A 24,029-nucleotide genomic window follows, 5' to 3' on the forward strand; every position below is an offset into this window, starting at 1 on the left:
GCAGGTACGCTTGTGGTTGGTCCACCTACTTCGCGCTGTCGGCGCGCTCACGCGCGCCCCGTCCCCCACAGGCAGGAACACGTGCCCACCGGCAAGGTCAAGTTCTTCGACGCCGACCGCGGCTTCGGTTTCATCGCGTCCGACGACGGCGGTGAGGTCTTCCTCCACGCGTCCGCGATGCCTGCGGGCGCCCCGGCGCCGCGCCCTGGCACGCGGGTGGAGTTCAGCGTCGCCGACGGCCGTCGCGGCCAGCAGGCGCTCTCGGTGACGGTGCTCGACCCGGCGCCGTCGGTGACGCGCGCCCAGCGCAAGCCTGCCGAGGACATGGTCTCGATCGTCGAGGACCTCATCAAGCTGCTCGACCGGGCCGGCAACCGGCTCCGCTCCGGTCGCTACCCGGAGCGCGCCGAGGCGACGAAGATCGCCGCCGTCATGCGCGCCGTCGCCGACGAGTTCGACGCCTGAGGTGATCACCACGGTCGAGACCACGAGCCGCCGCGCCGCGAAGGACGCCGTCCTCGCCGGCGCGGTCGAGGTCGCCCGCGCGGCGCTGGAGGCCGAGACCGAGGCCGGCCAGGTCGGCGAGCACCTCGGCTTCACGCTGCAGGGCGAGCGTCTCGGCTCGCACGCGTTCGCGTGCACGATGCCGGGCTACGTCGGCTGGTACTGGTCGGTGACCGTGGCGCGCGCCCCCCGGTCGCGCACCGCGACCGTGTGCGAGACCGGGCTGCTGCCCGGTGAGGGTGCGCTGCTGGCGAAGGCGTGGCTGCCGTGGGCCGAGCGGCTCGCGCCGGGCGACCTCGGGCCGACCGACCGCCTCCCGTACGACCCGGACGACCCGCGGCTCGTCTCGGGCGTCGTCCCGACCGGTGACCCGGAGTACGACCGCGTCGCGATCCACGAGCTCGGTCTCGACCGCGAGCGCATCATGACGGCCGAGGCGATCGACGCCGCGGCCACCCGCTGGTACGAGGGTTCGCACGGCCCGCGCACCGCCGGCTCACGCGCGGCCGACGCCGACTGCGCCACGTGCGGTTTCATCATCCCGCTGGCGGGCCCGCTGGGGCAGCTGTTCGGCGTGTGCGCGAACGAGTGGTCGCCGGACGACGGCAAGGTGGTCAGCTTCGACCACGGCTGCGGGGCGCACTCCGAGACCGATGTCGTGCGCAGCGGCCGTGACTGGGACCAGTCCGAGCCCGTCGTCGACGAGCTGGACATCGAGGTCGTGGAGTCGTCGGACGAGGCTCGCTAAGCCTGTCCTTTCCACCCCGTTCTCACCCTGAGCGGTAGTTGCGCTCGGGTGGTTGCGTCAGGACGCGTGGGGCTACCGTGAAAGCGCCATCCCGGCGATTTCTGTGTCCCAGATCACTTCCACACGTCCTGCGAAGGAGCCTTCCCATGACCCCCTCGGTCAGCCCTGCCCTGCTCACCCCTGCCCTGTCCACCGTCGTCCGCAGCGCGTTCTCGGGCGTGTCCTCCCTCGTCTCCGGTCCGAAGGACGGGTCCGAGTTCATCCGCGCCACGCTGGCGGGCCCGAAGGACGGGAGCGAGTTCATCCGGGCTGCACTCGCCGGCCCGAAGGACGGGAGCGAGTTCATCCGCGCCCACATCAGCCTCGGCGGTCCGAAGGACGGGTCCGAGTTCATCTGTGGACCCAAGGAAGGTAGCGAGTTCATCCGTCTCGCGCCAGTCGGTCCGAAGGATGGGACCGAGTTCATCCGTGCGGCTGGTCCGAAGGATGGCAGCGAGTTCATCCGTGCGGCTGGTCCGAAGGATGGCAGCGAGTTCATCCGCGCCGCTGGCCCCAAGGATGGCAGCGAGTTCATCCGCGCGGCCGGGCCGAAGGATGGCAGCGAGTTCATCCGTGCGGCTGGTCCGAAGGACGGCAGCGAGTTCATCTGCGGTCCGAAGGACGGCAGCGAGTTCATCCGGGCCGCGCTGGCCGGTCCCAAGGACGGGTCGGAGTTCATCCGTGCGGCTGGTCCGAAGGATGGCAGCGAGTTCATCTGCGGTCCCAAGGATGGCAGCGAGTTCATCCGTGCGGCTGGTCCGAAGGACGGCAGCGAGTTCATCCGTGCGGCCGGCCCCAAGGATGGCAGCGAGTTCATCCGCGCGGCTGGTCCGAAGGATGGCAGCGAGTTCATCCGCGCGGCTGGTCCCAAGGACGGCAGCGAGTTCATCTGCGGGCCCAAGGACGGCTCCGAGTTCATTCGCGCTGCCCTGGCCGGCCCGAAGGACGGGTCGGAGTTCATCCGTGCCCGTGAGCTCGTGCTCGCCGGCCCGAAGGACGGCAGCGAGTTCATCCTCTGAGCGCACCTGGCATCATCGCTGCATGTGACTGACAGACGCCCGGGATCGGGGCCGGCCTTCACCGCCCTGATCCCGGGCGTCTATCTGCCCTCGCTGATCTTCGAGATCGGCATCGGCGCGATGGTGCCCGTGCTCGCGGGCCGCGCCGGCCAGCTCGGCGCCGACCTCGCGACCGCCGCGATCGTCATGTCGCTACTACCGGTCGGGCGGATCCTCGCCGACCTGCCGGCCGGTGCGATCGCCGCCCGCGTCGGCGACCGGGCCGCGATGATCGGCGCCTCCGCCGTCGCGATGCTCGGTCTCGCGATGCTCGCCGTCGCCCCGAACCTCGTCGTGCTCGGGGCCGGCGTGCTGCTGCTCGGCGCCACCGAGGCGGTCTACGGCCTCGCGCGGCAGTCCTACCTCACCGAGGTCGTGCCGCCCCTCATGCGCGCACGGGCGATGTCCACGCTCGGCGGCGTCCACCGCATCGGCCTGTTCATCGGCCCCTTCGCCGGTGCCGCGGTCGCCCACCTCACCGGGTCGACGGCGGCGGTGTTCTGGCTCGGTGTCGTCACCAGCGTGCTCGCGGCCGTCGTCGTCGCGGTCGCGACCGACCCCGATCCACGCCACCACGACGCCGAGCGCCCGGTCGGGCTGCTGGAGGTCGCCCGCAAGCACGCCCGGCTGTTCGCCACCCTCGGCGTGGCGGTGCTGCTGGTCGGTGCCGTGCGCGGCGCCCGCACCGCCGTCGTGCCGCTGTGGGCCGAGCACCTCGGCCTCGACACCGCGACCACGAGCATCGTGTTCGGGATCGCCGGCGGCATCGACATGCTGCTCTTCTACCCGGCCGGCAAGGTGATGGACGTCAAGGGCCGGCTCTGGGTCGCGGTGCCGTCGATGCTCGTCATGGGGGTGGCGCTCGTGCTGCTGCCGCTGACCGGCACGATCGGCCCGCTCGTCGGGGTCGCGATGCTGCTCGGGTTCGGCAACGGCATCGGCTCCGGCGTGATCATGACGCTGGGTGCCGACACCGCGCCGCCGGACGAGCGCGCCCAGTTCCTGGGCGTGTGGCGGCTGCTGGCCGACTCCGGCAACGCCGCCGGCCCGCTCGTGGTGTCCGCCGGCGCTGCGATCGGCTCGCTCGCCGCCGGCATCTGGGTGACCGCGCTGATCAGCGGCGCCACCGCGGGTGCGCTCGCCCGCTGGGTGCCGCGCTGGGTCGGCCCGCCCCGCGCCCGGGGCGTCCCGCGATGAGCCGCGTGGTCGAGGTCCCCGTCGAGCGGCTGCCGCGCTGGCTCGCCGGGTTCGCCGAGCGCCACGACGGGGCCGTGGTCGACGGCGGCCTCCTCACCGGCGGCGACGCCGTCACCGCCGAGCTCACGGCGTGGTCGGCGCTCGACGGGGCCACGTCCGCCGAGGAGCTGGCCCGGCTCGCCCAGCCGCCCACCCGGCTCGGTCTGGTGCTCGTGCGTCGGGGTGGCTACGCCGTCGCGCTGGCCGACGGCGACCGGCTGGTCGAGCGCAAGGTCGGCCGCCGACACGTGCAGGGGCGCACCGCCGCGGGCGGGTGGTCGCAGCAGCGGTTCGCCCGCCGTCGCGGCCACCAGGCCGACGAGCTGGTCGGTGCCGTCGCCGGCCACGCGGCGCGACTGCTCGAGGGCCGTCCGCTGGACGGGCTGGTCACCGGCGGCGACCGCCGACTGGTGGCCGCCGTGCTCGAGGAGGCGCGGCTGCCCACCGCGGGCCTGCCGGTGCGCGAGCTCTTCGACCTGCCGGACCCGACGCCGTCGGTCCTCGCGACCGCGCTCGCCCGTGCTCGCTCGGTACGGGTCGTGCTGAGCGACTAGGGCGTCGACACCCCGAGCAGCTCCTCGCCCGCGAGGTAGCGGCGCAGGTTCTCGGCGATCAGCCGACCCGGCTGCTGCGGCCGGCCGCCCGCCGAGTGCGGCGTGATGATGAGGTTCGGCGCGTCCCACAGCGGCGAGTCGGCGGGCAGCGGTTCCTCGCGGAACACGTCGAGCGCGGCGCCGGCGATCTCGCCGGAGCGCAGTGCCGCCTCCAGCGCGACCTCGTCGACCGTGACGCCGCGGCCGACGTTGACGAACCACGCGTGCCGCGGCAGCGCCGCGAACACCTCCGCGCCGATGGCGCCGTCCAGCTCCTGCGTGCCCGGGAGGATGTCGACCAGCACGTCGGTGCGGGGCAGCTCCTCCGGCAGGTCGTCCGGTGTGACGACCCGGTAGCCGTCCCGCTCGCCGGCGCTGCGGGCGACGCCCACGACTTCGGCGCCGAGCGCGGTCAGGTAGCCCGCGAGCGTCGTGCCGATGCCGCCGAAGCCCCAGATCGTCACGCGCGACCCGGCCAGCGTCGTGAAGCCCGTCCGGTTGCGGATCTGGTTGCCGGTGTGGCCGTCGAGCCAGCGGTGCTCGCGCTGCGCGACCACGGTCTCGTCCAGCCGCCGCGCGGCGGCGAGGATCATCGCGAGCGTGTGCTCGGCGACCGGCTGGTCGTGCAGCCCGACGCCGGCGGTGATGACGACGTCGGGACCGAAGCCGGCCGCGTGCACCGCGTCGGTACCCGCCATCAGTCCCTGCACCCAGCGCAGCCGGGGCAGCTCCGACGGCAGCGCCGCGAGCCGCTCGCCCGGGTTGAGCCACACGACGACCACCTCGGCGTCGCGGTGCTCCTCGGGGACGGGCTGCTCGACGTCGTAGTCGACGCGCACGACGCCCGCGGGCACCTCGAGGTCGATCGGGATGACGGTCGGGACGAGGATCTTGAGGTCGCTCACAGGTCAGGTTGCTCCCGTTGGACGGCGTGAGCCCAGACGTAGCCGACGCCGCCGAGGACGACGCCGACCAGGCACACGAGGGCCAGCCTGCCGTCGGGGGAGCGGTCGGCGAGGTGCATGACGCCGACGACCACGAGGGCCACCGCCCACCCGAGGCTGCCGGTGAAGAACAGCTTCTTGGCGTTGACGCGCGCAGGCCGCAGCTCCTGCGGGGTGTGCTGGGGGTCGAAGGCGCGCACACGGCGATCGTAGTGGGTGGCGTGAGGGGACTCACACGCGCCGGGTATTTGTTTAGCCTAACTAATGACCTAGAATGGAGGCCGTGTCCGAGTCGTCCCGTGCCCCAGCCCATGGCGCGCGCCGGCCCGAGCCGCTGGCCTCACGGCTGCGCACCACCCTGCTGCGGACCTCGCGCGTGCTGCGCGAGCAGAAGGTCGGCGACCTGTCCGGCGGCCAGATGGCCGTGCTCGGCCAGCTCGTCGCCCACGGCCCGCTGACACCGGGGGAGCTCGCCGAGCGCGAGCGGGTGCGACCGCCGTCCATGACGCGCACGGTGCAGCACCTGATCGACGCCGGGCTCGCGGAGCGCCACCCGCACCCCGACGACGGTCGCCAGGTGCTGGTGAGTGCCACGGCCCGCGGCCAGGAGCACGTCGCCGCCACCCGGCGGCGACGCGACGAGTGGCTCAAGCGGCGGCTCGCGTCGCTCACCACGGACGAGCGCGCCACGCTCTCCGCCGCCGAGGAGATCCTGCGCCGCATCTGCGCCCAGTGACGGCCGGCCGGCGACCGGCACCTACGACCCGCTACCGAGAACCTGTCGAGACCGAACGACAACGAACGAGACCTGAGCTGACGTGAGTACGACCTTTGCTTCCCTGGGGATCCGGAACTACCGGATCTGGTTCTTCGGTGCCCTCGTCGCCAACGTCGGCACCTGGATGCAGCGGATCGCGCAGGACTGGCTGGTGCTCACCGAGCTGACCGACAACAGCGGTCTGGCGGTCGGCGTGGTGACCGCGCTGCAGTTCGTGCCCGCCGTGTTCCTCACCCCGGTGGCCGGGCTCCTGGCCGACCGGTTCGACCCCCGCAAGCTGCTGATCTGGACGCAGGGCGCCCTCGGGGTGCTCGCCGCCGTCCTCGGCGCCCTCGTGCTGGGCGGTCACGCCCAGCTGTGGCACGTGTACGTGCTGGCGCTGGCCCTCGGCGTCGCGACCGCCTTCGACGCGCCTGCCCGCCAGGTGTTCGTCTCCGAGCTGGTGCCGCCCGAGCGGCTGGGCAACGCGGTCAGCCTGAACAGCGCGTCGTTCAACGCGGCGCGGCTGGTCGGCCCGGGCGTCGCAGGTCTGGCGATCGCCGCCGTCGGCACCGGTTGGGTGTTCGTCATCAACGCCGCGTCGTTCGCGTTCACGATCGGCGCGATGCTGCTGATGCGCACCTCCGAGCTGCAGCACATGCCGCGGTCGGAGCGTGGCAAGGGCCAGCTGCGCGAGGGGCTGCGCTACGTGCGCCGGCGCAGCGACATCGTCGTGATCCTGGCCGTGCTGTTCGTCGTCGCGGCGCTGGGGCTGAACTTCCAGCTGACCTCGGCGGTGATGGCGACCGAGGTGTTCGGCAAGTCCGCCGACGGCTACGGCATCCTCGGCTCGGTGCTGGCGATCGGCTCGCTCGCGGGTGCGCTCATGGCGGCGCGCCGGGTGCGGCCGCGGGTGCGGCTGGTCATCGGCTCCGCGTTCGGGTTCGGCATCGCCTCGACCCTCATGGCGCTGGCGCCCACCTACGAGCTGTTCGCGCTGGCGACCATCCCGGTCGGGTTCTTCTCGCTCACGATGATCACGGCCGCCAACACCGCGATCCAGCTGAGCACCGATCCCGAGGTGCGCGGCCGCGTGATGAGCCTGTACGTGCTGGTGCTGTTCGGGGCCACGCCGCTCGGCTCACCCGTCGTCGGCTGGGTCGCCGAGGCCTGGGGCGGCCGCTGGTCGATCCTCGTGGGCTCGCTCAGCGCGATCCTGGTCGCGGCCGTCGCGGCGATCTGGTCGGGGCGCCGCTGGGGCGTCGAGGTCACCTACGTGCTGCGGCCGCGGCCGCACCTGGTGCTCACCCACCGCGAGGAGCGCGAGGCGCGCGAGCAGGCGAAGATCGACGCCGCCGCGGCCGAGTCGGGTGTGCGCACCGCCGCCTGACCGCAGCCCCCGCACGCCCCGGCGCCGGACGGTCGACGCGTGCCCTCAGCCGAGCGCGTCGACCACGAAGTCGACGCAGGCGGTGAGCGCCTCGACGTCCTCCGGCGGGGTCGAGGGGAACATCCCGACCCGCAGCTGGTTGCGGCCGAGCTTGCGGTAGGGCTCGACGTCGACGACCCCGTTGGCGCGCAGCGCGGCCGCGACCGCGGCGGCGTCGATCGCGTCGTCGAGGTCGATCGTGCCGACGACGGGGGAGCGGGCGTCGGCCTCGGTGACGAACGGCGTCGCCCAGGACCGCTGCTCCGCCCAGTCGTACAGCACCGACGACGACGCCGCGGTGCGCTCGGCCGCCCATGCGAGCCCGCCCTGGTCGAGCAACCACTCGACCTGCTCGACGAGCAGCACGAGCGTCGCGATCGCGGGCGTGTTGACCGTCTCGTCCTTGCGCGAGCTCGCGAGCGCGGCGGCGAGCGAGAGCGAGGCGGGCGCCCAGCGACCGGCCAGCTCCTCGACGCGGCTCAGCGCAGCCGGGGACAGCACCGCGAACCACAGCCCGCCGTCGGAGCCGAGCGCCTTCTGCGGCGCGAAGTAGTAGACGTCGCTCTCGGCGAGGTCGACGGCGACACCGCCGGCGGCGGAGGTCCCGTCGACCAGGCAGAGCGCGTCGGCGTCGGCGCCCTCGGGGCGGCGCACCGGGGTCAGCACGCCGGTCGAGGTCTCGTTGTGCGCCCAGCCGTAGGCGTCCACGCCGGGCGCCGCGACCGGCAGCGCCCGGGTGCCCGGGGCGGCGTCGACGACCTGCGGCTCGGCGAGGAAGGGAGCCGCGGCGACCGCGGCCGCGAACTTGCTGCCGAACTCCCCGCACACGGCGAGCAGCGCGCGCTCGCGGACCAGCCCGAAGGTCGCGACGTCCCAGAACGTCGTCGAGCCGCCGTTGCCGAGCACGACCTCGTAGCCCTCGGGCGCGCCGAGCAGCGTCGCCAGCCCGGCGCGCGCCCGGGCGACCAGGTGCCGCACCGGAGGCTGGCGGTGCGAGGTGCCGAGCACGGTGGTGCCGAGAGCCGCCAGCGCGTCGACCTGCGCCGGTCGGATCCGGCTCGGTCCGCAGCCGAACCGGCCGTCGGCGGGCAGCAGGTCGCGGGGGATCGCGGGCACGCTCATGGGGCGATGATCCCAGGTCCGGCGCGTTGCCCCCGTCCGCCGGGCGCGTGCCGCTCGTCTCGTGGACCGACGGCACCGGACAGCCTCTCGATAGGGTGGATCGGTGGTGCTGGACCGGACGACGAGCGCGGGGGTGGTGCGCGGGTGAGCGATCTCATCGACACCACCGAGATGTACCTCAAGACGGTCTTCGAGCTGCTCGAGGAGGGCATCCGGCCGATGCGGGCCCGGATCGCCGAACGTCTCGGGCACTCGGGGCCCACGGTGTCCCAGACCGTGGCGCGGCTCGAGCGCGACGGTCTCATGGTCGTCACCGGCGACCGGCACCTGGAGCTCACGCCGCTCGGGCTGGAGCGCGCCACCCAGGTGATGCGCAAGCACCGCCTCGCGGAGCGGCTGCTCGTCGACGTCGTCGGGCTGGACTGGCCGCACGTCCACGAGGAGGCGTGCCGCTGGGAGCACGTGATGAGCGAGCGTGTCGAGCGCCGGCTCGTCGGCCTGCTGGGGCAGCCGCGGCACGACCCGTACGGCAACCCGATCCCCGGCCTCGAGGAGCTCGGCCTGGAGCCGACGTCGCCCGAGCAGGTGCGCAGCGTCGTCGACGTCGCCACGGCCGAGCCGGGTGTCGCACGGCTGGTCCGGGTGGGCGAGCCGCTGCAGGTCGACGTCGCGCTGCTCGCCGAGCTCGAGCGGCTGGGCATCCGCCCGGGCGTGCGTGTGCGGGTGCGTCGCGAGGACCGGACCGTCGTGATCGGCACCGACGACACGGACGGGACCGAAGGCGCCGCCGGCGACACCGGCCGCACCGGTGGCGCCGACGGCCGCCCTGCGCCCCGGGCCTCGTTCGACGGCGCCGAGGGTGCCGGCGCGACCACCTCGCAGCAGGCCGTCGGCACGGCGCGCGAGCTCGAGCTGGGTGACGACCTGGCCAAGCACCTGTTCGTCGCCGCGCCCTGACACGGGTCTCCGGCGTGCACGAGGAGCGTCCTGTGACGCACGTCACACCGCCGATCGCGGCCTCCGTGACCTGAATGTGACATTCGGGCGAATCGTCGGGTACCGTGGCACCCGCTCGACGGATCCCTCCTCCGGCGAGTCCGTGTCCCGGCGCCTAGCCCTGTCACCGGGACGTGGCCGATCGACCACACATGACAGGGGCGGAGGAACCACTTCCGGCGCTTCGGCGCCTTGGGGTGAAGTTCTCCGGACCGGCTCCGGCCGGTGCGGCGGACCGGGTGTTCTCCCACCCGAACCCGACAGCTCACTTCGCAGGCGTTGGAGAGGTACTACGTGTCCCGTTCCTCACTCGCGAGGCATCGCGCAGACAGCCGCGCCGTCAACCCGCTGACCGGCATCGGTTCCGCGCTGACCGGCCCCGCCGGACGGCGCGCCGTCGTCGCCGCCGCCTCCTCCGGCATCGTGCTGACGCTCACCGCGTCGGCCAGCGTGGCCGCCGGTGGCGTCGACGTCGCCGCGAACCGCGGCCCGGCCCCCATGGCGAACCTGACGGCCATCACCAACGACGACGACGTCATCGAGACCTCGCCGAGCGTCACGGTCGCAGCCGACGCGGAGTGGTCGTTCTCGACCGTCGCCGCGGACGTCAGCTCCGAGCCCCCGCCGCCGCCCCCGCCGCCGCCGGTGGTGCAGCGCCCGACCTACACGCAGGCCGCCGCCGCGCGCACGCAGACGCGCACCGAGCTGCCCGCGGCGTCGAGCGCCCCCGCCGCGTCGAGCGCCCCGGCGAACCCGTCCGGCTCGCTCATCGTCGACATCGCGCGCCGCTACGTCGGTACGCCGTACGTCCACGGTGGCGCCAGCCCGGCCGGCTTCGACTGCTCCGGCTTCACGATGTACGTGTTCGCGCAGGCCGGTATCAGCCTGCCGCGCACGTCCTCGGCGCAGCGCTACGCGGGCACGGTCGTCTCGGCCTCCGAGGCGCGCCCCGGTGACCTCGTGTGGGCCCCCGGCCACGTCGGCATCTACACCGGCAACGGCAACCACATCGCGGCCCGCCAGCCCGGCACGGCGCTGTACGAGAGCCCGATCTACATGTCGAACCCGGTGTTCATCCGCGTCGGCTGACATCTCGCGTCACGACGGCCCGCACCCCCACGGTGCGGGCCGTCGTCGTCTCTGCGCCTATGCTGGGACCCGATTTGTTGTCGCAACCGCGAAATCGAGGAGAGCAGTGGCGCTCACGCCGACCATCCCAGGCTTCGACCCCCGGCCGCGGCGCGCGGTCGTCGTCCGCGGCGGCTGGGACGGCCACCAGCCGGTCGAGGCGACCGAGGAGTTCATCCCGCACCTGCGCGAGCACGGGTTCGACGTCGAGATCTTCGACAGCCCCGCGCCCTACGCCGACGCCGACCTGATGGCGCAGACCGACCTCGTCGTGCAGTGCAACACGATGAGCACGATCGAGCCCGACCAGCTCTCCGGCCTGATCGCCGCCGTCGAGGCCGGCACCGGGTTCGCCGGCTGGCACGGCGGCATCGCCGACTCCTACCGCAACAGCAGCGACTACCTGCACCTGGTCGGCGGCCAGTTCGCGACGCACCCCGGCAAGGCCCCGGAGGAGCGCACCGGCGAGCAGTCGGACAACTACGTCCCCTACACGGTCGAGGTCAGCGAGCTGGGGCGCCAGCACCCGATCATGGCCGGCATCGAGCAGTTCTCGCTCGTGACCGAGCAGTACTGGGTGCTCGCCGACAGCTACATCGACGTGCTCGCCACCACCACCCAGAAGGTCCGTCCGTGGGACCCCTGGCACCGCGAGGTCACCTCGCCCGCCGTCTGGACCCGGCTGTGGGGCAAGGGCAAGATCTTCGTCAGCACCCCGGGCCACCGGGTCGAGGTGCTGCGCGACCCCCACGTCAGCACGATCATCAAGCGAGGCCTGCTGTGGGCCAGCCGATGAGGGTCGGGCTCGTCGGCTGCGGCAACATCTCGCGGCAGTACCTCGACAGCCTCGAGCGGCTGCCCGGGCTCGCGCTGACCGTCGTCGCCGACCTCGACCCCGCTGCCGCCGCGGCGGTGGCCGAGCGCACCGGTGCGCGCACCAGCGCACCCGACGCCCTGCTGACCGACGACGAGGTCGACGTCGTCCTCAACCTCACGACGCCGCAGGCGCACGCGCCGCTGACGATCGCGGCGCTGGAGGCGGGCAAGCACGTCTACCTCGAGAAGCCGTTCGCGACCTCGCTCGCCGACGCCGACGCGATGCTGGCCGCGGCCGCGCGCGCCGACCGGCGCATCGGCTCCGCGCCGGACACCGTGCTCGGGACCGGTACCCAGACCGCCCGGGCGCTCATCGATCGCGGCGAGATCGGGCAGCCCGTCGCCGCGACGGCGTTCATGCTGATCCCTGGTCACGAGGCCTGGCACCCCAGCCCTGGGTTCTACTACGCGACCGGCGGTGGGCCGCTGCTCGACATGGGCCCGTACTACCTCACCTCGCTCGTGACGATGCTCGGCCCGGTCGAGACCGTCACCGCGATGTCGGCGCGGCCGCGCCCGGTGCGTGTCGCACCGCCGGGGTCGCCGCGCGCGGGCGAGGAGTTCCCGGTCGAGGTGGAGACCACGGTGAGCGCGGTGCTGCGGCACGCCGGCGGTGCCGTGAGCACGCTGGTGGTGAGCTTCGACGTCGTCGCGAGCACCCTGCCCCGCATCGAGGTCTACGGCACCGAGGGCAGCCTCGCGGTGCCCGACCCCAACCACTTCGACGGCGAGGTCCGGCTCGGTCGTCGCGGCGCGTTCGAGCCGGTCGAGCCACTGGCCGGGTACCCGGGTGCCGGGCGCGGCTACGGCCTCGCGGACATGGCGCGCGCGATCGCGGCCGGTACCGGCCACCGGCAGTCGGCCGAGCTCGGCTACCACGTCAACGAGGTGATGGAGCGCGTGCTCGAGGCGGCCGCGACCGGCACGGTCGTGCCCGTCCGCAGCCGGTGCGAGCGACCCGACCCGGTACCCGCAGGAGCCGACCCGGCGTCGGCCTGACGAGCAGGAGGAGTTCCACATGAGCGGCAGCGTGCGGATCGCGATGATCGGCTACGCCTTCATGGGCGCGGCGCACTCGCAGGCGTGGCGCAACGTGCACCGGTTCTTCGACCTCGGCGTCACGCCCGAGATGGCGGTCGTCGTCGGGCGCGACGGCGAGGCCGCGGCCGCGGCCGCGGCGCGGCTGGGGTGGCAGGAGAGCGCCACCGACTGGCGCGAGGTCGTCGCCCGCGACGACATCGACGTCGTCGACATCTGCACCCCCGGCGACACCCACCACCCGATCGCGCTCGCGGCGCTGGCCGCGGGCAAGCACGTGCTGTGCGAGAAGCCGCTCGCGAACGACGTCGCCGAGGCCGAGGAGATGGCCGCGGCGGCCGAGCAGGCGCGCGCGGCCGGGGTGCGGTCGATGGTCGGGTTCAGCTACCGCCGGGTGCCGGCGGTCGCGCTGATGCGGCAGATGGTCGCCGAGGGCGCGGTCGGCGAGATCCGGCACGTGCGCGGCCGCTACCTGCAGGACTGGATCGTCGACCCGCAGTTCCCGCTCGTGTGGCGGCTGCGCAAGGAGGTCGCCGGCTCGGGCGCGCTCGGCGACATCGGGGCGCACGTGCTCGACATGGCGCAGTTCGTCACCGGGCAGCGCATCACCGGCGTCGCGGCGCAGACCGAGACGTTCGTCCGCCGCCGGCCGCTGCCGGAGGGCGGCGGTGCGCTGGGCGCCGCGACCGCGGGCGGCAGCGCCGAGACGGGCGAGGTGACGGTCGACGACGCCGCGGTGCTGCTCGCCCGCACCGACGGCGGCGCGCTCGGCACCTTCGAGGCGACCCGCTTCGCCACCGGGCGCAAGAACCACATCGAGCTCGAGGTCAACGGCTCGAAGGGCTCGCTCGTTTTCTCCTTCGAGGACATGAACGCGCTGCGGTACCACGACGCGAGCGCCGGGGACCGGGCCGGTTTCGCCCGCATCGACGTCACCGAGCCCACGCACCCCTACGTCGGCGCCTGGTGGCCGCCCGGGCACGGGCTCGGCTACGAGCACACCTTCGTCAACCAGGCCCGGGACTTCCTCGACGCGATCGCGTCCGGCACCGACCCGGAGCCCTCGTTCGCCGACGGCGCCGCCGTGCAGCGGCTGCTCGCGGCGGTCGAGGACAGCGCCGCGCGCGAGGCCGCCTGGACGACCGTCTGAGATCTCCGCAGCCCGTGTGACGGCGCAGGGAGGCCCTGGTCCGGCGGCTGCCCGAGCGGGTCCCGGAGTCGTGCCGACGGGTGCCGCGGGCGCCGCCGGGCCTGCTCGGGCGTCTCGCCGTCAGCCCGTTCTGCGAGCGTGGCCCACGCATGCCCCCGGACAGGGCACAATGGGTCAAGAGATACCCACACGATGGGGGTGATTCGGTCATGGGCCACGACGCGGTGGTGATGGCAGGGGTCGACGGATCGGCGCCGAGCCTGCACGCGCTCGACTGGGCTGCCGCGCACGCGGCCAAGGTCGGCTGGCGGTTGCACATCGTCTGCGCGTACGCGTTGCCGACGTTCGCGGCGGCGTCGCTGGACGGCGGCTACGCCACGCTCGACGACGCCGCGATACGCGACGGGGCGCAGGCCGTCCTCGACGAGGCGCTCGCGCGCGTCGACGACATCGGGGTGCCCGTCACCTCGGCGCTGGAGACGGGCGACCCGGCGGGCGTGCTGGTCGAGGCGTCGCGCGACGTCTGCCTGGCGGTCGTCGGCACCCGCGGCCGCAGCGGCTTCGCCGAGCGGATCCTCGGCACCGTGTCCTCGGCGCTGCCGGCGCACGCGCACTGCCCGACGGTGGTCGTGCCGTACAAGGACGGCGCGGAGCTGCCGATCCCGATCACACGGATCGTCGTCGGGGTGGACGGGTCGCCGTCGGCGAAGGGCGCGCTCAAGCGCGCGATCGAGGAGGCGGAGCTGTGGGGCGCCGAGCTCACCGCCGTCACCGGCATCCCGATCGGCACCGGCACCGGTCTGCTGGGCTGGCTGCCGACCAGCGTCGACAGCGAGACGCTGCTGGCCGACTGCAAGGCCGGTCTCGACGTGACGGTCGACCGCGCGCTGGAGGGGCACGACATCACGGTGCGCCGGCACGCCCTCGACGGCACGGGTGCCGCGCTGCTCGCCGAGTTCTCGACCGCGGTCGACCTCGTGGTCGTCGGCACCCGCGGCCGCGGCGGCTTCGCGGGGATGCTGCTGGGCTCGACGTCGCAGGCGCTGCTGCACCACAGCGCCTGCCCGGTCATGGTCGTGCCGTCGCGCACCCAGGACGAGGGGCTGCCGCCGATCGCGCCCTGGAGCGCGGCGGGCTAGCCGTCCGGGCCGGCCGGGCCGGTGCCGCCGCGGACCCGCCGCGCGAGCGGTGCGCGGCGGGCGGGGGTCGTCAGCGGCGCAGCTCCAGGGTGCAGCACTTCGCGCCGCCGCCACCCTTGAGCAGCTCGCTGGTGTCGACCGGGACCGGCTCGTAGCCGCGGGCGCGCAGCGCGTCGGCGAGGTCGTGCGCGCCCGGCGCGACGACGACGTGGGTGCCGTCGGAGACCGCGTTGAGGCCGAGCACCTTCGCATCGGCGTCGGTCGCGATGATCGCGTCGGGGAACAGGTGCTCCAGGGCGGCGCGGCTGCCCGGGGAGAAGGCAGGCGGGTAGTAGGCGACGAGGTCGTCGTCGATGACGGCCAGCGCGGTGTCCAGGTGGTAGTAGCTGGGGTCGACCAGGCGCAGCGACACCACCGCGCGACCGACCGCCTCCTGCAGCTCCTGGTGGGCGGCGACCGTGCTGCGGAACCCTGTGCCGGCGAGGATCGCGCGGCTGGTCACCAGCATGTCGCCCTCACCTTCGTTGATCTCGGTGGCCTCGACCGGCGTGAAGCCGAGCTCGGCCAGCCGCGCGAGGTAGGCGGGGGCCTCGCCCTGCCGCTGCGGGTAGGTGAACCGGGCGCCGTAGGCGACGCCGTCGACGACGGTCGCGCCGTTCGCGGCATAGACCATGTCCGGGTAGTCGGGCAGCGGCTCGATGAGGTCCACGGTGTGGCCGAGCTCGAGATAGGTCCGGCGCAGGTTCTCCCACTGCTCCATCGCCAGGTCGGCGTCGGTGGGCTGCTCCGGGTGCATCCAGGGGTTGATCTGGTACTTCACCGTGTAGTGCGTGGGTGGGCACATGAGGTAGTGACGCACGGTCGGGCTCTCCAGGGTCAGGGGCGCAAGCGCCGTCATTCTCACATCATGAGATGCGCAGGGAAGCATCCCGGTGCCGCGGCGCGCCGGCGCGGCCGCGCCGCGGACTCATCCGTCCCGCGGTGCGGACAGCCGGGCGAAGCGCCGCAGCGCGCGCCGGGTCATGAGGCCGAGCAGCGCGGTCAGCGGGCGCGTCACCGGGCCGCGCGGCAACCCCGCGAGGTGGATGTCGCGCTCGACCCAGGTGACACGGGACCGGTGCGGCCCGAGCGACATCACGCGGATCTCCGCCTCGCCCAGCAGCACCGGTCCGCGCTTGACCCATGCGGCCCGACCGGCGCCCTCGGGGGCGCGGGGCGGCGCGTAGCGCACCAGCTCCATCGTGTCGTCGAGCACGAGCGCCGTCGTCGCGACCGTGACGTCGCCGACCCGCGGTCGCCGGTCCGGCGTGGCGATGCGGGTGAACGGGATCAGGCGCTCGTGGTTGCGCAGCGCGGTCAACCGGTCGAACACGACAGCCGCGGGCAGCGGGACCTCGCGCTCCGCCACCGACTCGACCACGGGCCCAGCATCGCACCCGCGCGGGCGGCCTGCTCTAGCGTGGCCGGGTGAGCAGCGCACAGGGGCCGGCGGCCCCGGTCGTCGAGGACCCGGACCTGCCCGAGCTGGACCCCGGCGACGTCGCCGAGCTGGCCGCGGGGGAGCGGTTCGACGGCGTGCGCTTCGACGGCGGCACGCTCGCCGACCGCGACCTGTCCGGTGTCACGCTCACCGAGTGCGAGCTGCTCGACGTGCGGCTGGCTGAGGTGCAGCTGCGCAGCGCCCGGCTGGTTCACACCAGGGTCGTCGGGCTGGACGCTCCGATGCTCGCCGTTGCGCGGTCGGCCTGGCGCAGCGTCCACCTCGAGCGGTCGCGGGTCGGTGCCGCCGAGCTGTACGAGGGCGACCTGCAGGCGGTGACGGTCTCCGGCAGCAAGCTCGGCTGGGTCAACTTGCGCGGCGCAGCGCTGCGCGACGTGCTGGTCGTCGACTGCGCGATCGACGAGCTCGACCTGTCCTCGGCGACGGCGGAGCGCGTCGCCTTCCGGGGGTGCACGGTCGGCACCCTGACGCTCGGCCGGGCGCGGCTGCACGACGTCGACCTGCGCGGGCTCGAGATCGGCACGGTCGGCGGGGTGGGCGGCATGGCCGGTGCGACGATCTCGACCGAGCAGGCCGTCGCGCTGACCGACGTGTTCGCCGGCCACATCGGCGTGCGGGTGCTCTGACGCGCGCCCCGTGCCCGCAATCTCCTCGGGCGCCCTGCTCGACGGCGCACGGGCACGAGGCCGGCACGCGGCACGAGACCGGTGGCCGCGTGGTCGCGTGCGCGCGCGCCCGGCGAGACCTGCGAAGATGGGTCCCGCCGTGCCCGCCCCCGTAGCTCAGGGGATAGAGCAACCGCCTCCTAAGCGGTAGGTCGCGCGTTCGAATCGCGCCGGGGGCACAAAGGCGCTTGCGCCGCTGTGCACGCGGCGCGATTCGGGAGGAGCCTGCGACGGCTCGCGCCGGGGGCACCCAGCCGCTGCGCTGCCGCACCCGCCACCGCGGGTGCCGCCCGCAGGCCGCCTCGCGAGGCCGGTCGCCGTCAGGCGACGGTGAGCCGCCGCGCTCGCGCGGGACCGACCGGGCGCTTGCCGACCTCGTGCCACGCGTCGGCGAGCCGCCGCACCGCCTCCTCGAGCTCGTGCACCGGCCTGATCCAGGGCAGCCGCACGTAGGACTCCAGCCGGCCCTCGACGTCGAACTGCGAGCCCGGCGCGATCACGACGCCGTGCTGCTCCGCCTCCTCGGCGAACGCGGTGGCGACCGGCGCCGGGAGCTCGCACCACGCCGTCAGACCGCCCCGCGGGCGGCCGACCCGCCAGTCGGGCAGCCGCTCGGCGAGCGCCGCGAGCAGAGCGTCCCGCTGCTCGCGCAGCCGGCTCCGCTGGGCGTCGGCGACGGCGTCCGAACCCGTGAGCAGCCGTGCGAGCGCCAGCTGCTCCAGCACCGGGGTGCCCAGGTCGAGCGCGACGCGCGCGGCGACGAGGTCGTCGACCATGTCCCGCGGCGCCCGGACCCAGCCGAGGCGCAGCCCGCCCCAGAAGATCTTGCTGGCGCTGCCGAGCGTCACAGTGCCCGGGTGGTAGGTGGCGAACGGCGGGGGCATCTCGCCGTCCTCCAGGTAGAGCTGCTGGCCCGCCTCGTCGACGACCGGCACGGTGCCCGCGGCGCGCAGCAGCTCGGCGTAGCGCTCGCGCTGCTCGGCGGGCATGAGGTGCCCGGTCGGGTTCTGGAAGTCGGGCACGAGGTAGGCGAGCCCGGCCCGGGCGTGCCGGACGGCGTGGGCCACCGTCGCGAGGTCCCAGCCGTCCTCGTCGACCGGGTTCGGCACCAGCGTGGCGCCGTGGCCGGCCAGCGCCCGCCGCGCGTTCGGGTACGACGGCGTCTCGACCAGCACCCGGTCCCGCGGCCCCGTCAGGGCGTGCACGACGATCGCGGCGGCCGCCAGCGCGCCCGGCGTGACCAGCACCTGGTCCGGGCTCGTGGGCAGCCCGCGGGCCTCGTAGTGCGCGGCGATCGCCTCCTGGAGCTCCGGGATGCCGCCGGGGTAGTAGCCGTGACCGCCGAGGTAGGGCGTGACGTCGTCGACGGCCCCGGCGAGCGCGGCGGCCACGCCCGGCGGCGCCGAGGTGGCGGCCGAGCCGAGGTCGATGAGGTCCGGCCGGTCCAGCAGCGGCACGAGGACGCGGTCGACGACGTCGCGGCGCCGGCCCGACAGGTGCGCGTAGGTCCCGGACCCGTGTCGTGCGCGGGCGAAGCCGCGCTGCCGCAGGAGCGCGTACGCGCGGGTCACCGTGGTGCGCGACAGCCCGAGCGCGGCGGCGAGCTCGCGCTCGCTGGGCAGCCGGGTGCCGACGGGCACGCGGCCGTCGCCGATGACGAGCGCGAGGGCGCCCGCCAGCCCCTCGTAGGCGGGCGAGGCGTCGAACCCCCGCACGAGGGCGGCGGCCCGGTGCGGGGACAGGGTGAGCGCCACGTGGCCACTTTCTCACAAGTGGCTATTTACGAACAGTCCACTTCTCAGGATGCTGGCAGGGTGCTCGAGAACCTCACGCCGCGCCAGCAGCTGCGGGCGCCGCGCATGCCGCGCCGGCTCGTCCAGCTGATCCTCGGGCTGTGGCTGTACGGCTGGTCGATGGCGCTGATGATCCACGCCGGGCTCGGCCTCGACCCGTGGGACGTCTTCCACGACGGCCTCGCCCAGCGCTCCGGGCTCACGTTCGGCACGGTCGTCACGATCGTGGGCGCCCTCGTGCTGCTGCTGTGGATCCCGCTGCGCCAGATGCCCGGGCTCGGCACCGTCGCCAACGTGCTGGTGATCGGGGTCGCCACCGACGTCGGGCTGGCCGTGCTGCCCCGCCCCGACGGCCTCGCGCTGCAGGTCGCCGTGCTCGGGCTCGGCGTCGTGCTCAACGGCCTCGCCGGCGCGCTCTACATCGGCGCCCAGCTGGGCCCCGGCCCGCGGGACGGGCTGATGACCGGGCTCGCGCGCCGCACCGGCCGGTCGCTGCGGCTCGTGCGCACCGGCATCGAGGTGACGGTGCTGGCCGCGGGCTTCCTGCTGGGCGGTGTCGTTGGGCTGGGCACCGTGCTCTACGCCCTCGCGATCGGCCCGCTCGTGCAGCTGATGCTGCCCTGGGTGGTGGTCCGGCTCGGGACGACGGACCCCTCCGCGAGCGAGCCCGAGGCGACCGCCGTCGCCCCCTGAGGGGGCCCGTTTGCTTCCCGGTCGCCGACGGCGCACACTGGTGCCGACGGCGCGCGCCGCATGCCCCCTGCGCGGCGCGCGTCGTCGCTGAGAGAGCAGTCTCACGCCTCTGGTTCCGGTTGTCTCCGCGCGTCAACGGGCGCGACGGCGGTACCCCGGTTAGCGTGGTCGGGTGAGCTCGCCCCGCAAGCTGCGACGACCCGGCCGGGCCGTTGCCGAACCCGACGTCAGCACCGCCTCGGCGGCGCCGGCCGACGGCTCCGACGAGGCGACCGCCCCCGGTGACGACGCCCGCGCGCAGGCCCCCGACGTCGTCGAGATCGCCGCCGCCCAGTGGCGCAACCGGCTCGGCGACCTCGCCGGCGGCAGCGCGCTGTGGGACGTGGGCAGCCTGGGCGACGCCGTCGTCGACCTCACGGCCGCGCACCCCGGCGGCATCGCGCAGCTGTTCGCGGGCCGCCCGACCCGGCTGAGCAACCTCGCCCGGGAGGGCTCGGCGCTCACGCACGCGCGCCGTCGCGCCCGGATCGTCGGGGCGCGCACCGAGGAGCTGGCGCAGCGGTACGGCTTCGCCCCCACCTATGTCGCGATCGGCGTCGCGTCCTGGACGCCGCCGCAGCCTGCCGAGAGCGACGGCGGGTGGGGCGACGCGCCCGAGGGCATCCACCTGCCGGTGCTGCTGCGACCGGTGACGATCACGGTCCACCCCGCCGACGCCGAGGTCACGCTCGAGCTCGACCCCGCCGTCGAGATCAACCCGGTGCTCGTGCGCGCCCTGCGCGCCCGCGGCGTCGCGATCGATCCCGCGGCCGTCGTCGCCGAGTCCGAGACGGCGCACGGGTTCAGCCCCGCGCCCGCCCTGGAGGCGGTGCAGCGGGCCGCGTCGGCGCTGCCGGACTTCCACCTGGAGCCTCGGATCGTGCTCGGTGCGTTCGTCCACCCCGGGCAGGCGCTCGCCGAGGACCTCGACACCGACCGGCTGCGCGACCACGAGGTCGTCGCTGCGCTCGCCGGCGACCAGCAGGCGGTCGCGCGGCTGCGCCGCGAGCTGCCTCGGCGTCGCAGCGCCGACCCGGACCCGGAGGCCGAGCGCGGGGTCGGCGACCTCGACCTCGGCCAGCACCGCGTGCTGGACGCCGTCCAGGGCGGCGGGCACCTCTTCGTCGACGCGCCTCCCGGGGTGGACGTGCCGGGCACGGTCGCGGCCCTCGCCGCCCAGGCGGCAGCCGAGGGCAAGCACGTGCTGTACGTGCCGGGCACCAAGCGGGCCGGCGAGGCGCTGCACGCGAGCATGCGTGCGCTCGGGCTCGGCGACCTCGTCCTCGACCTCGGCAGCGACACGCGCTGGCGGGACACGGCCGCCCGGCGGCTCGTCGACGGTCTCGACGCGCGCGCCCCCGAGGCGGACCCCGACGTGCCGAGGATGCGCCGCGAGCTGGGCGAGGCCCGGGCGGCGCTCGCGGGCTACGTGAGCGCGTTGCACGGCGTCCGCGCGCCGTGGGACGCCTCGGCGTACCTGGCGATGCAGGAGCTGGCGGAGCTGACGTCGCAGCGTCCGGGCCCGCGCACCCAGGTGCGGCTGGACCCCGAGGCGCTCGCGATGACCGTCGTCGAGCGGCAGCACGCCCGCGAGGAGCTCGCGCGCGCGGCCGCGCTCGGGGCGTTCCGGCTGCGCGCCTCCGACACGCCCTGGCACGGCGTGGTGCTGACGAGCGCCGAGCACGCGACCGAGACGCTCGCCCGCGTGCGCCGGCTGGCCGCGCTCATGCCCACGCTCGTCGACCAGGTGGCCGCGACGGCGTCGCAGACCGGTCTCGACGAGGCGGTGACGCTGCGGCAGTGGTCGGACCAGCTGGAGCTGCTCGAGGGCATCCGCGCCTCGCTCGACATCTTCCTGCCCGCGGTCTTCGAGCGCAGCGCGACCGACATGGCGGCGGCGGCCGCGAGCCGCACCTGGCGGGCCGAGCACGGCATCACGCTGTCGTGGGGCACCCGGCGGCGCCTGCGCAAGCAGGCGCGCGACCTGCTGCGACCGGGCGTCGCGGTGCCGGACCTGCACGCCGAGCTCGAGGCCGTGCAGGCGCGCCGGGAGCTGTGGCGCCGGCACTGCGCCGGCGGCGGCTGGCCCCGGTTGCCCGAGGGCATGACCGACATCCTCGCCACCGAGCACGACGTGCTCGCGGAGGTGGGGCCGCTGCAGGAGGTGCTGTCGCCGTCGCTGGGCGGCGCCGACCTGCGCGACGTGCCGCTGCGCGAGCTGCAGAACCGCCTGGAGCGGCTCGGCGACGACGACGCGACGCTGCGGCAGATGCCCGAGCGCGCCGGCGTCCTCGGCCACCTGCACCGGATGGGGCTGCGGCCGCTCGTCGAGGACCTCACCGCGCGCCGGGTGCCCACCGAGCTGGTCGGCGCCGAGTTCGACCTCGCCTGGTGGTCGAGCCTGCTGGAGGAGCTGCTGCGCAACGACCCCGCGCTCGCCGACCTCGACGCCGACTCGCTCGACACCGCGGCCGAGCGGCTGCGCGAGCTCGACCTGGCGCAGACCCGCTCGCTGCGCGCCCCGGTGCTGCAGCGGGTCGCCGAGCAGGTGCGCGCCGCCATCGCCGCAGACAAGCCCGCGGCGCAGGACTTCTACCGCGCCGTGCGCTCCGGTGTCACCGACCTGCGCGACCTGCGCCGGCGGTTCGGGCGGGTGGTGTGGGCGCCGCGCCCGGTGTGGATCGTGCCGCCGATGCTGGTGCCGCAGGTGCTGGAGCCGCAGCGCAGCATCGACGTGGTCGTGCTCGACGCCGTCCAGCACCTGCCCACCGAGCAGGCGATCGCGGCGATCTCCCGCGGGCAGCAGGTCGTCGTCGTCGGCGACAGCCGCCGCGGCGGCGGCGGGCTGGTCGCGGACGCCCGGGTGCTGCCGGCCGTCGAGCTGCCGGGCGACCGGCTCGACCTCGACGCCGAGATCGCCGGCTTCCTCGCCCAGCACGGCTACGCCGACGTCATCAGGCCGGTGCCCGGCCCGCCCCGCCCGCGCGGCATCACGCTCGATCTCGTCGACGGCACCGGCATGCCGGTGCCGGGCGGTGAGGCGGTCGAGAGCGTGCAGGCGGAGGTGGACCGCGTCGTCGACCTGGTCATCGAGCACGCGCTCACCCGACCGGACACCTCGCTCGCGGTCATCGCGCTCAACGCACGGCACGCGGACCGCGTGCGCGACGCGGTGCTCTCGACGGCGGCCGGCGCCAGCGTCGCCGCGTTCTTCGACCCGGCCGGGCCGGAACCGTTCACGGTCGTCGACGTCGAGTCGGTCGCCGGTCTGCGGCGCGACGCGATCATCCTCACGCTCGGCTACGGCAAGACCCCGCACGGGCGGGTGCTGTACCGCTTCGGCGCGGTCGGCGGCGAGCACGGTGCCGAGCTGCTGGTCGACGTGCTCGACGCCTGCCGGCACCGGCTGACCGTCGTCAGCTGCCTCGACCCGGACGAGCTGGACGAGGAGCGGCTGCGGACCCCCGGCGCGGTGGCGCTGCGCGACCTGCTGGCGTTCGCGCGCGACGGCGTCGCGACCGACCAGACCGACGAGCCCGACGCGCCGCCCCCGGACCGGCTGCTGCGCGACCTCGCGGTGCGGCTGGAGCGGCTCGGACTGGTGGTCGTGCCCCGCTACGGCACCCCCGACGGCGTGCGCATCCCGCTGGCGGTGGGCCACCCCGCGCTGCCCGGCGAGCTGCTGCTCGCGGTGCTGACCGACGACAACGACTACGTCGCCGAGACCAGCCTGCGGCGTCGCGACCGGCACTGGGTGCAGCGTCTGGAGAACCGCGGCTGGCACGTGCGCATGGTCTTCTCCAGCGCGGTGTTCATGGACCCGCAGGGCGAGGCCCGCTCGATCAAGGAGGCCGTCGACGCCATCGTCGCGGAGCGCACGGCCGGCGACCCGTCGGCGCGCCCCGTGGTCGTGCCGCCGCCCGTCGTCGAGGACGAGCCCGACGACGACGCCGACCAGGGGGCGCTCGCGGACGGTGCGGCCGGGCACGTCGAGGACGGTGCGGACGAGCAAGCGGCTGTCGTGGACGGTGTCGGCGCTGCGGCAGGTGCCGGGGTCGGGGGCGACGCGGTCGCCGAGACCGACGGCGACGACGAGCCTGTCGAGCCCGGTCGCGGCACGGACGCGCTCGACGACGGCCCCACCGGCGAGGACCGGGACGACGAGGGCGACGACGACCCCTCCGGCGACGACGACCCGTCCGGCGGTGACGGCCCGTCCGGCGGTGACGGCCCGTCCGGCGGTGACGGCCCGTCCGGCGGTGACGGCCCCGGCGGCCCGCCCGGGCTGGTCCGGCCGGACGACTCGACCGACGAGATCGCGGTGGGCGAGCCGGCCGAGCGGACGGGTAGGTCGACCGCGCGCGCCGCCGACGGCGGCGCGGACCACGCCGCGCACGACCCGGACCGGCTGTTCGAGATGCCACCGTCGCGGCCCGCGGGCGGCGACGAGCGGAACGGCCTCGACAGGCGCCCGCCGCGCCGCCGTGACCTCCGCCGTCGGCGCCTCGTGCTCGGCGAGGGCGACGCGGTCCACGGATGACCGGCGGCCGCGCGACCGGCGGCGGCCACGACGAGCGCGCC

General features: G+C 74.8%; 22 protein-coding genes, 1 tRNA gene and 1 riboswitch. Of the genes, 17 read left to right on the forward strand and 6 right to left on the reverse strand.

Annotation, left to right across the window (positions count from 1 at the left end; all coding sequences use genetic code 11):
- Positions 1–81: 81 nt before the first annotated feature.
- From GPA02_RS15900 to GPA02_RS15920, 5 genes are all read left to right on the forward strand, one after another.
- A complete protein-coding gene (locus GPA02_RS15900; protein WP_156201423.1) occupies positions 82–465 on the forward strand; it encodes a cold-shock protein in 384 nt (127 codons plus the stop codon).
- A gap of 1 nt (position 466) precedes the next feature.
- Positions 467–1,252, forward strand: a complete 786-nt coding sequence (locus tag GPA02_RS15905; RefSeq protein WP_156201424.1) for a DUF3027 domain-containing protein — start codon at positions 467–469, stop codon at positions 1,250–1,252.
- Positions 1,253–1,398: 146 nt separating this feature from the next.
- A complete protein-coding gene (locus tag GPA02_RS15910) occupies positions 1,399–2,310 on the forward strand; it encodes a hypothetical protein (RefSeq protein ID WP_156201425.1) in 912 nt (303 codons plus the stop codon).
- A gap of 24 nt (positions 2,311–2,334) precedes the next feature.
- Positions 2,335–3,546 carry an MFS transporter gene (locus GPA02_RS15915; protein ID WP_240134090.1) on the forward strand — a complete coding sequence of 404 codons (1,212 nt, stop codon included), beginning with the start codon at positions 2,335–2,337 and terminating at the stop codon, positions 3,544–3,546.
- The gene (locus GPA02_RS15920) at positions 3,543–4,139 is read left to right on the forward strand and encodes an acVLRF1 family peptidyl-tRNA hydrolase (RefSeq protein WP_156201426.1); all 597 of its coding nucleotides are present in this window, start codon (positions 3,543–3,545) and stop codon (positions 4,137–4,139) included. Before GPA02_RS15915 ends, GPA02_RS15920 begins: the two co-directional genes overlap by 4 nt.
- Here GPA02_RS15920 and GPA02_RS15925 read toward each other — a convergent pair.
- Positions 4,136–5,083, reverse strand: coding sequence for a phosphoglycerate dehydrogenase (locus GPA02_RS15925; protein WP_156201427.1), 948 nt, complete (start codon positions 5,081–5,083; stop codon positions 4,136–4,138). The genes GPA02_RS15920 and GPA02_RS15925 overlap by 4 nt on opposite strands.
- Positions 5,080–5,322 carry a DUF2530 domain-containing protein gene (locus tag GPA02_RS15930; protein WP_162457802.1) on the reverse strand — a complete coding sequence of 81 codons (243 nt, stop codon included), beginning with the start codon at positions 5,320–5,322 and terminating at the stop codon, positions 5,080–5,082. The genes GPA02_RS15925 and GPA02_RS15930 overlap by 4 nt, the downstream gene beginning before the upstream one ends.
- 74 nt (positions 5,323–5,396) lie before the next feature.
- Between GPA02_RS15930 and GPA02_RS15935 the strand changes: the two genes are divergently transcribed.
- Both GPA02_RS15935 and GPA02_RS15940 read left to right on the forward strand, forming a co-directional pair.
- Positions 5,397–5,858 carry a MarR family winged helix-turn-helix transcriptional regulator gene (locus tag GPA02_RS15935; protein WP_156201429.1) on the forward strand — a complete coding sequence of 154 codons (462 nt, stop codon included), beginning with the start codon at positions 5,397–5,399 and terminating at the stop codon, positions 5,856–5,858.
- An 82-nt stretch (positions 5,859–5,940) separates the two neighbouring features.
- Positions 5,941–7,269 (forward strand): MFS transporter, encoded by a 1,329-nt coding sequence (locus GPA02_RS15940; protein WP_156201430.1) that lies wholly within the window; start codon positions 5,941–5,943, stop codon positions 7,267–7,269.
- A gap of 45 nt (positions 7,270–7,314) precedes the next feature.
- Here GPA02_RS15940 and serC read toward each other — a convergent pair whose 3' ends face one another.
- Positions 7,315–8,430: a phosphoserine transaminase gene (serC, locus tag GPA02_RS15945; RefSeq protein WP_156201431.1), complete on the reverse strand. Its 1,116-nt coding sequence runs from the start codon at positions 8,428–8,430 to the stop codon at positions 7,315–7,317.
- Between the two features lie 144 nt (positions 8,431–8,574).
- Here serC and GPA02_RS15950 point away from each other — a divergent pair, with 144 nt between their 5' ends.
- The 6 genes from GPA02_RS15950 (at position 8,575) to GPA02_RS15975 (ending at position 14,757) form a co-directional block, all read left to right on the forward strand.
- Positions 8,575–9,387 (forward strand): iron-dependent transcriptional repressor DtxR, encoded by an 813-nt coding sequence (locus tag GPA02_RS15950; protein WP_156201432.1) that lies wholly within the window; start codon positions 8,575–8,577, stop codon positions 9,385–9,387.
- A 165-nt stretch (positions 9,388–9,552) separates the two neighbouring features.
- Positions 9,553–9,720, forward strand: a riboswitch (cyclic di-AMP (ydaO/yuaA leader).
- Complete coding sequence (locus GPA02_RS15955) at positions 9,721–10,515, forward strand: C40 family peptidase (RefSeq protein WP_156201433.1); 795 nt, start codon at positions 9,721–9,723, stop codon at positions 10,513–10,515.
- A gap of 106 nt (positions 10,516–10,621) precedes the next feature.
- Positions 10,622–11,350 (forward strand): ThuA domain-containing protein, encoded by a 729-nt coding sequence (locus GPA02_RS15960; protein ID WP_240134092.1) that lies wholly within the window; start codon positions 10,622–10,624, stop codon positions 11,348–11,350.
- Positions 11,347–12,429, forward strand: coding sequence for a Gfo/Idh/MocA family protein (locus GPA02_RS15965; protein WP_156201434.1), 1,083 nt, complete (start codon positions 11,347–11,349; stop codon positions 12,427–12,429). Before GPA02_RS15960 ends, GPA02_RS15965 begins: the two co-directional genes overlap by 4 nt.
- A gap of 19 nt (positions 12,430–12,448) precedes the next feature.
- A complete protein-coding gene (locus tag GPA02_RS15970; RefSeq protein WP_156201435.1) occupies positions 12,449–13,618 on the forward strand; it encodes a Gfo/Idh/MocA family protein in 1,170 nt (389 codons plus the stop codon).
- 209 nt (positions 13,619–13,827) lie between these two features.
- Positions 13,828–14,757 (forward strand): universal stress protein, encoded by a 930-nt coding sequence (locus GPA02_RS15975; protein WP_156201436.1) that lies wholly within the window; start codon positions 13,828–13,830, stop codon positions 14,755–14,757.
- 70 nt (positions 14,758–14,827) lie between these two features.
- Here GPA02_RS15975 and ddaH read toward each other — a convergent pair whose 3' ends face one another.
- Both ddaH and GPA02_RS15985 read right to left on the reverse strand, forming a co-directional pair.
- Positions 14,828–15,655, reverse strand: a complete 828-nt coding sequence (gene ddaH, locus GPA02_RS15980) for a dimethylargininase (RefSeq protein ID WP_156201437.1) — start codon at positions 15,653–15,655, stop codon at positions 14,828–14,830.
- 69 nt (positions 15,656–15,724) lie between these two features.
- On the reverse strand, positions 15,725–16,177 hold the full coding sequence (locus GPA02_RS15985) for an SRPBCC family protein (RefSeq protein ID WP_156201438.1): 453 nt from the start codon (positions 16,175–16,177) through the stop codon (positions 15,725–15,727).
- Between the two features lie 47 nt (positions 16,178–16,224).
- Here GPA02_RS15985 and GPA02_RS15990 point away from each other — a divergent pair, with 47 nt between their 5' ends.
- Positions 16,225–16,884, forward strand: coding sequence for a pentapeptide repeat-containing protein (locus tag GPA02_RS15990; protein ID WP_156201439.1), 660 nt, complete (start codon positions 16,225–16,227; stop codon positions 16,882–16,884).
- 145 nt (positions 16,885–17,029) lie between these two features.
- A tRNA-Arg gene (locus GPA02_RS15995) sits at positions 17,030–17,102 on the forward strand.
- Between the two features lie 141 nt (positions 17,103–17,243).
- Here GPA02_RS15995 and yczR read toward each other — a convergent pair.
- Complete coding sequence (gene yczR, locus GPA02_RS16000) at positions 17,244–18,677, reverse strand: MocR-like transcription factor YczR (protein ID WP_156201440.1); 1,434 nt, start codon at positions 18,675–18,677, stop codon at positions 17,244–17,246.
- Between the two features lie 105 nt (positions 18,678–18,782).
- Here yczR and yczE point away from each other — a divergent pair, with 105 nt between their 5' ends.
- Both yczE and GPA02_RS16010 read left to right on the forward strand, forming a co-directional pair.
- On the forward strand, positions 18,783–19,409 hold the full coding sequence (gene yczE, locus GPA02_RS16005) for a membrane protein YczE (protein WP_156201446.1): 627 nt from the start codon (positions 18,783–18,785) through the stop codon (positions 19,407–19,409).
- A 172-nt stretch (positions 19,410–19,581) separates the two neighbouring features.
- Positions 19,582–23,988, forward strand: a complete 4,407-nt coding sequence (locus GPA02_RS16010) for a hypothetical protein (protein WP_156201441.1) — start codon at positions 19,582–19,584, stop codon at positions 23,986–23,988.
- The last annotated feature ends 41 nt before the right edge of the window (positions 23,989–24,029 follow it).

The sequence above is a fragment of the Actinotalea caeni genome (assembly GCF_009733795.1).
GTDB lineage: Bacteria > Actinomycetota > Actinomycetes > Actinomycetales > Beutenbergiaceae > Pseudactinotalea > Pseudactinotalea caeni.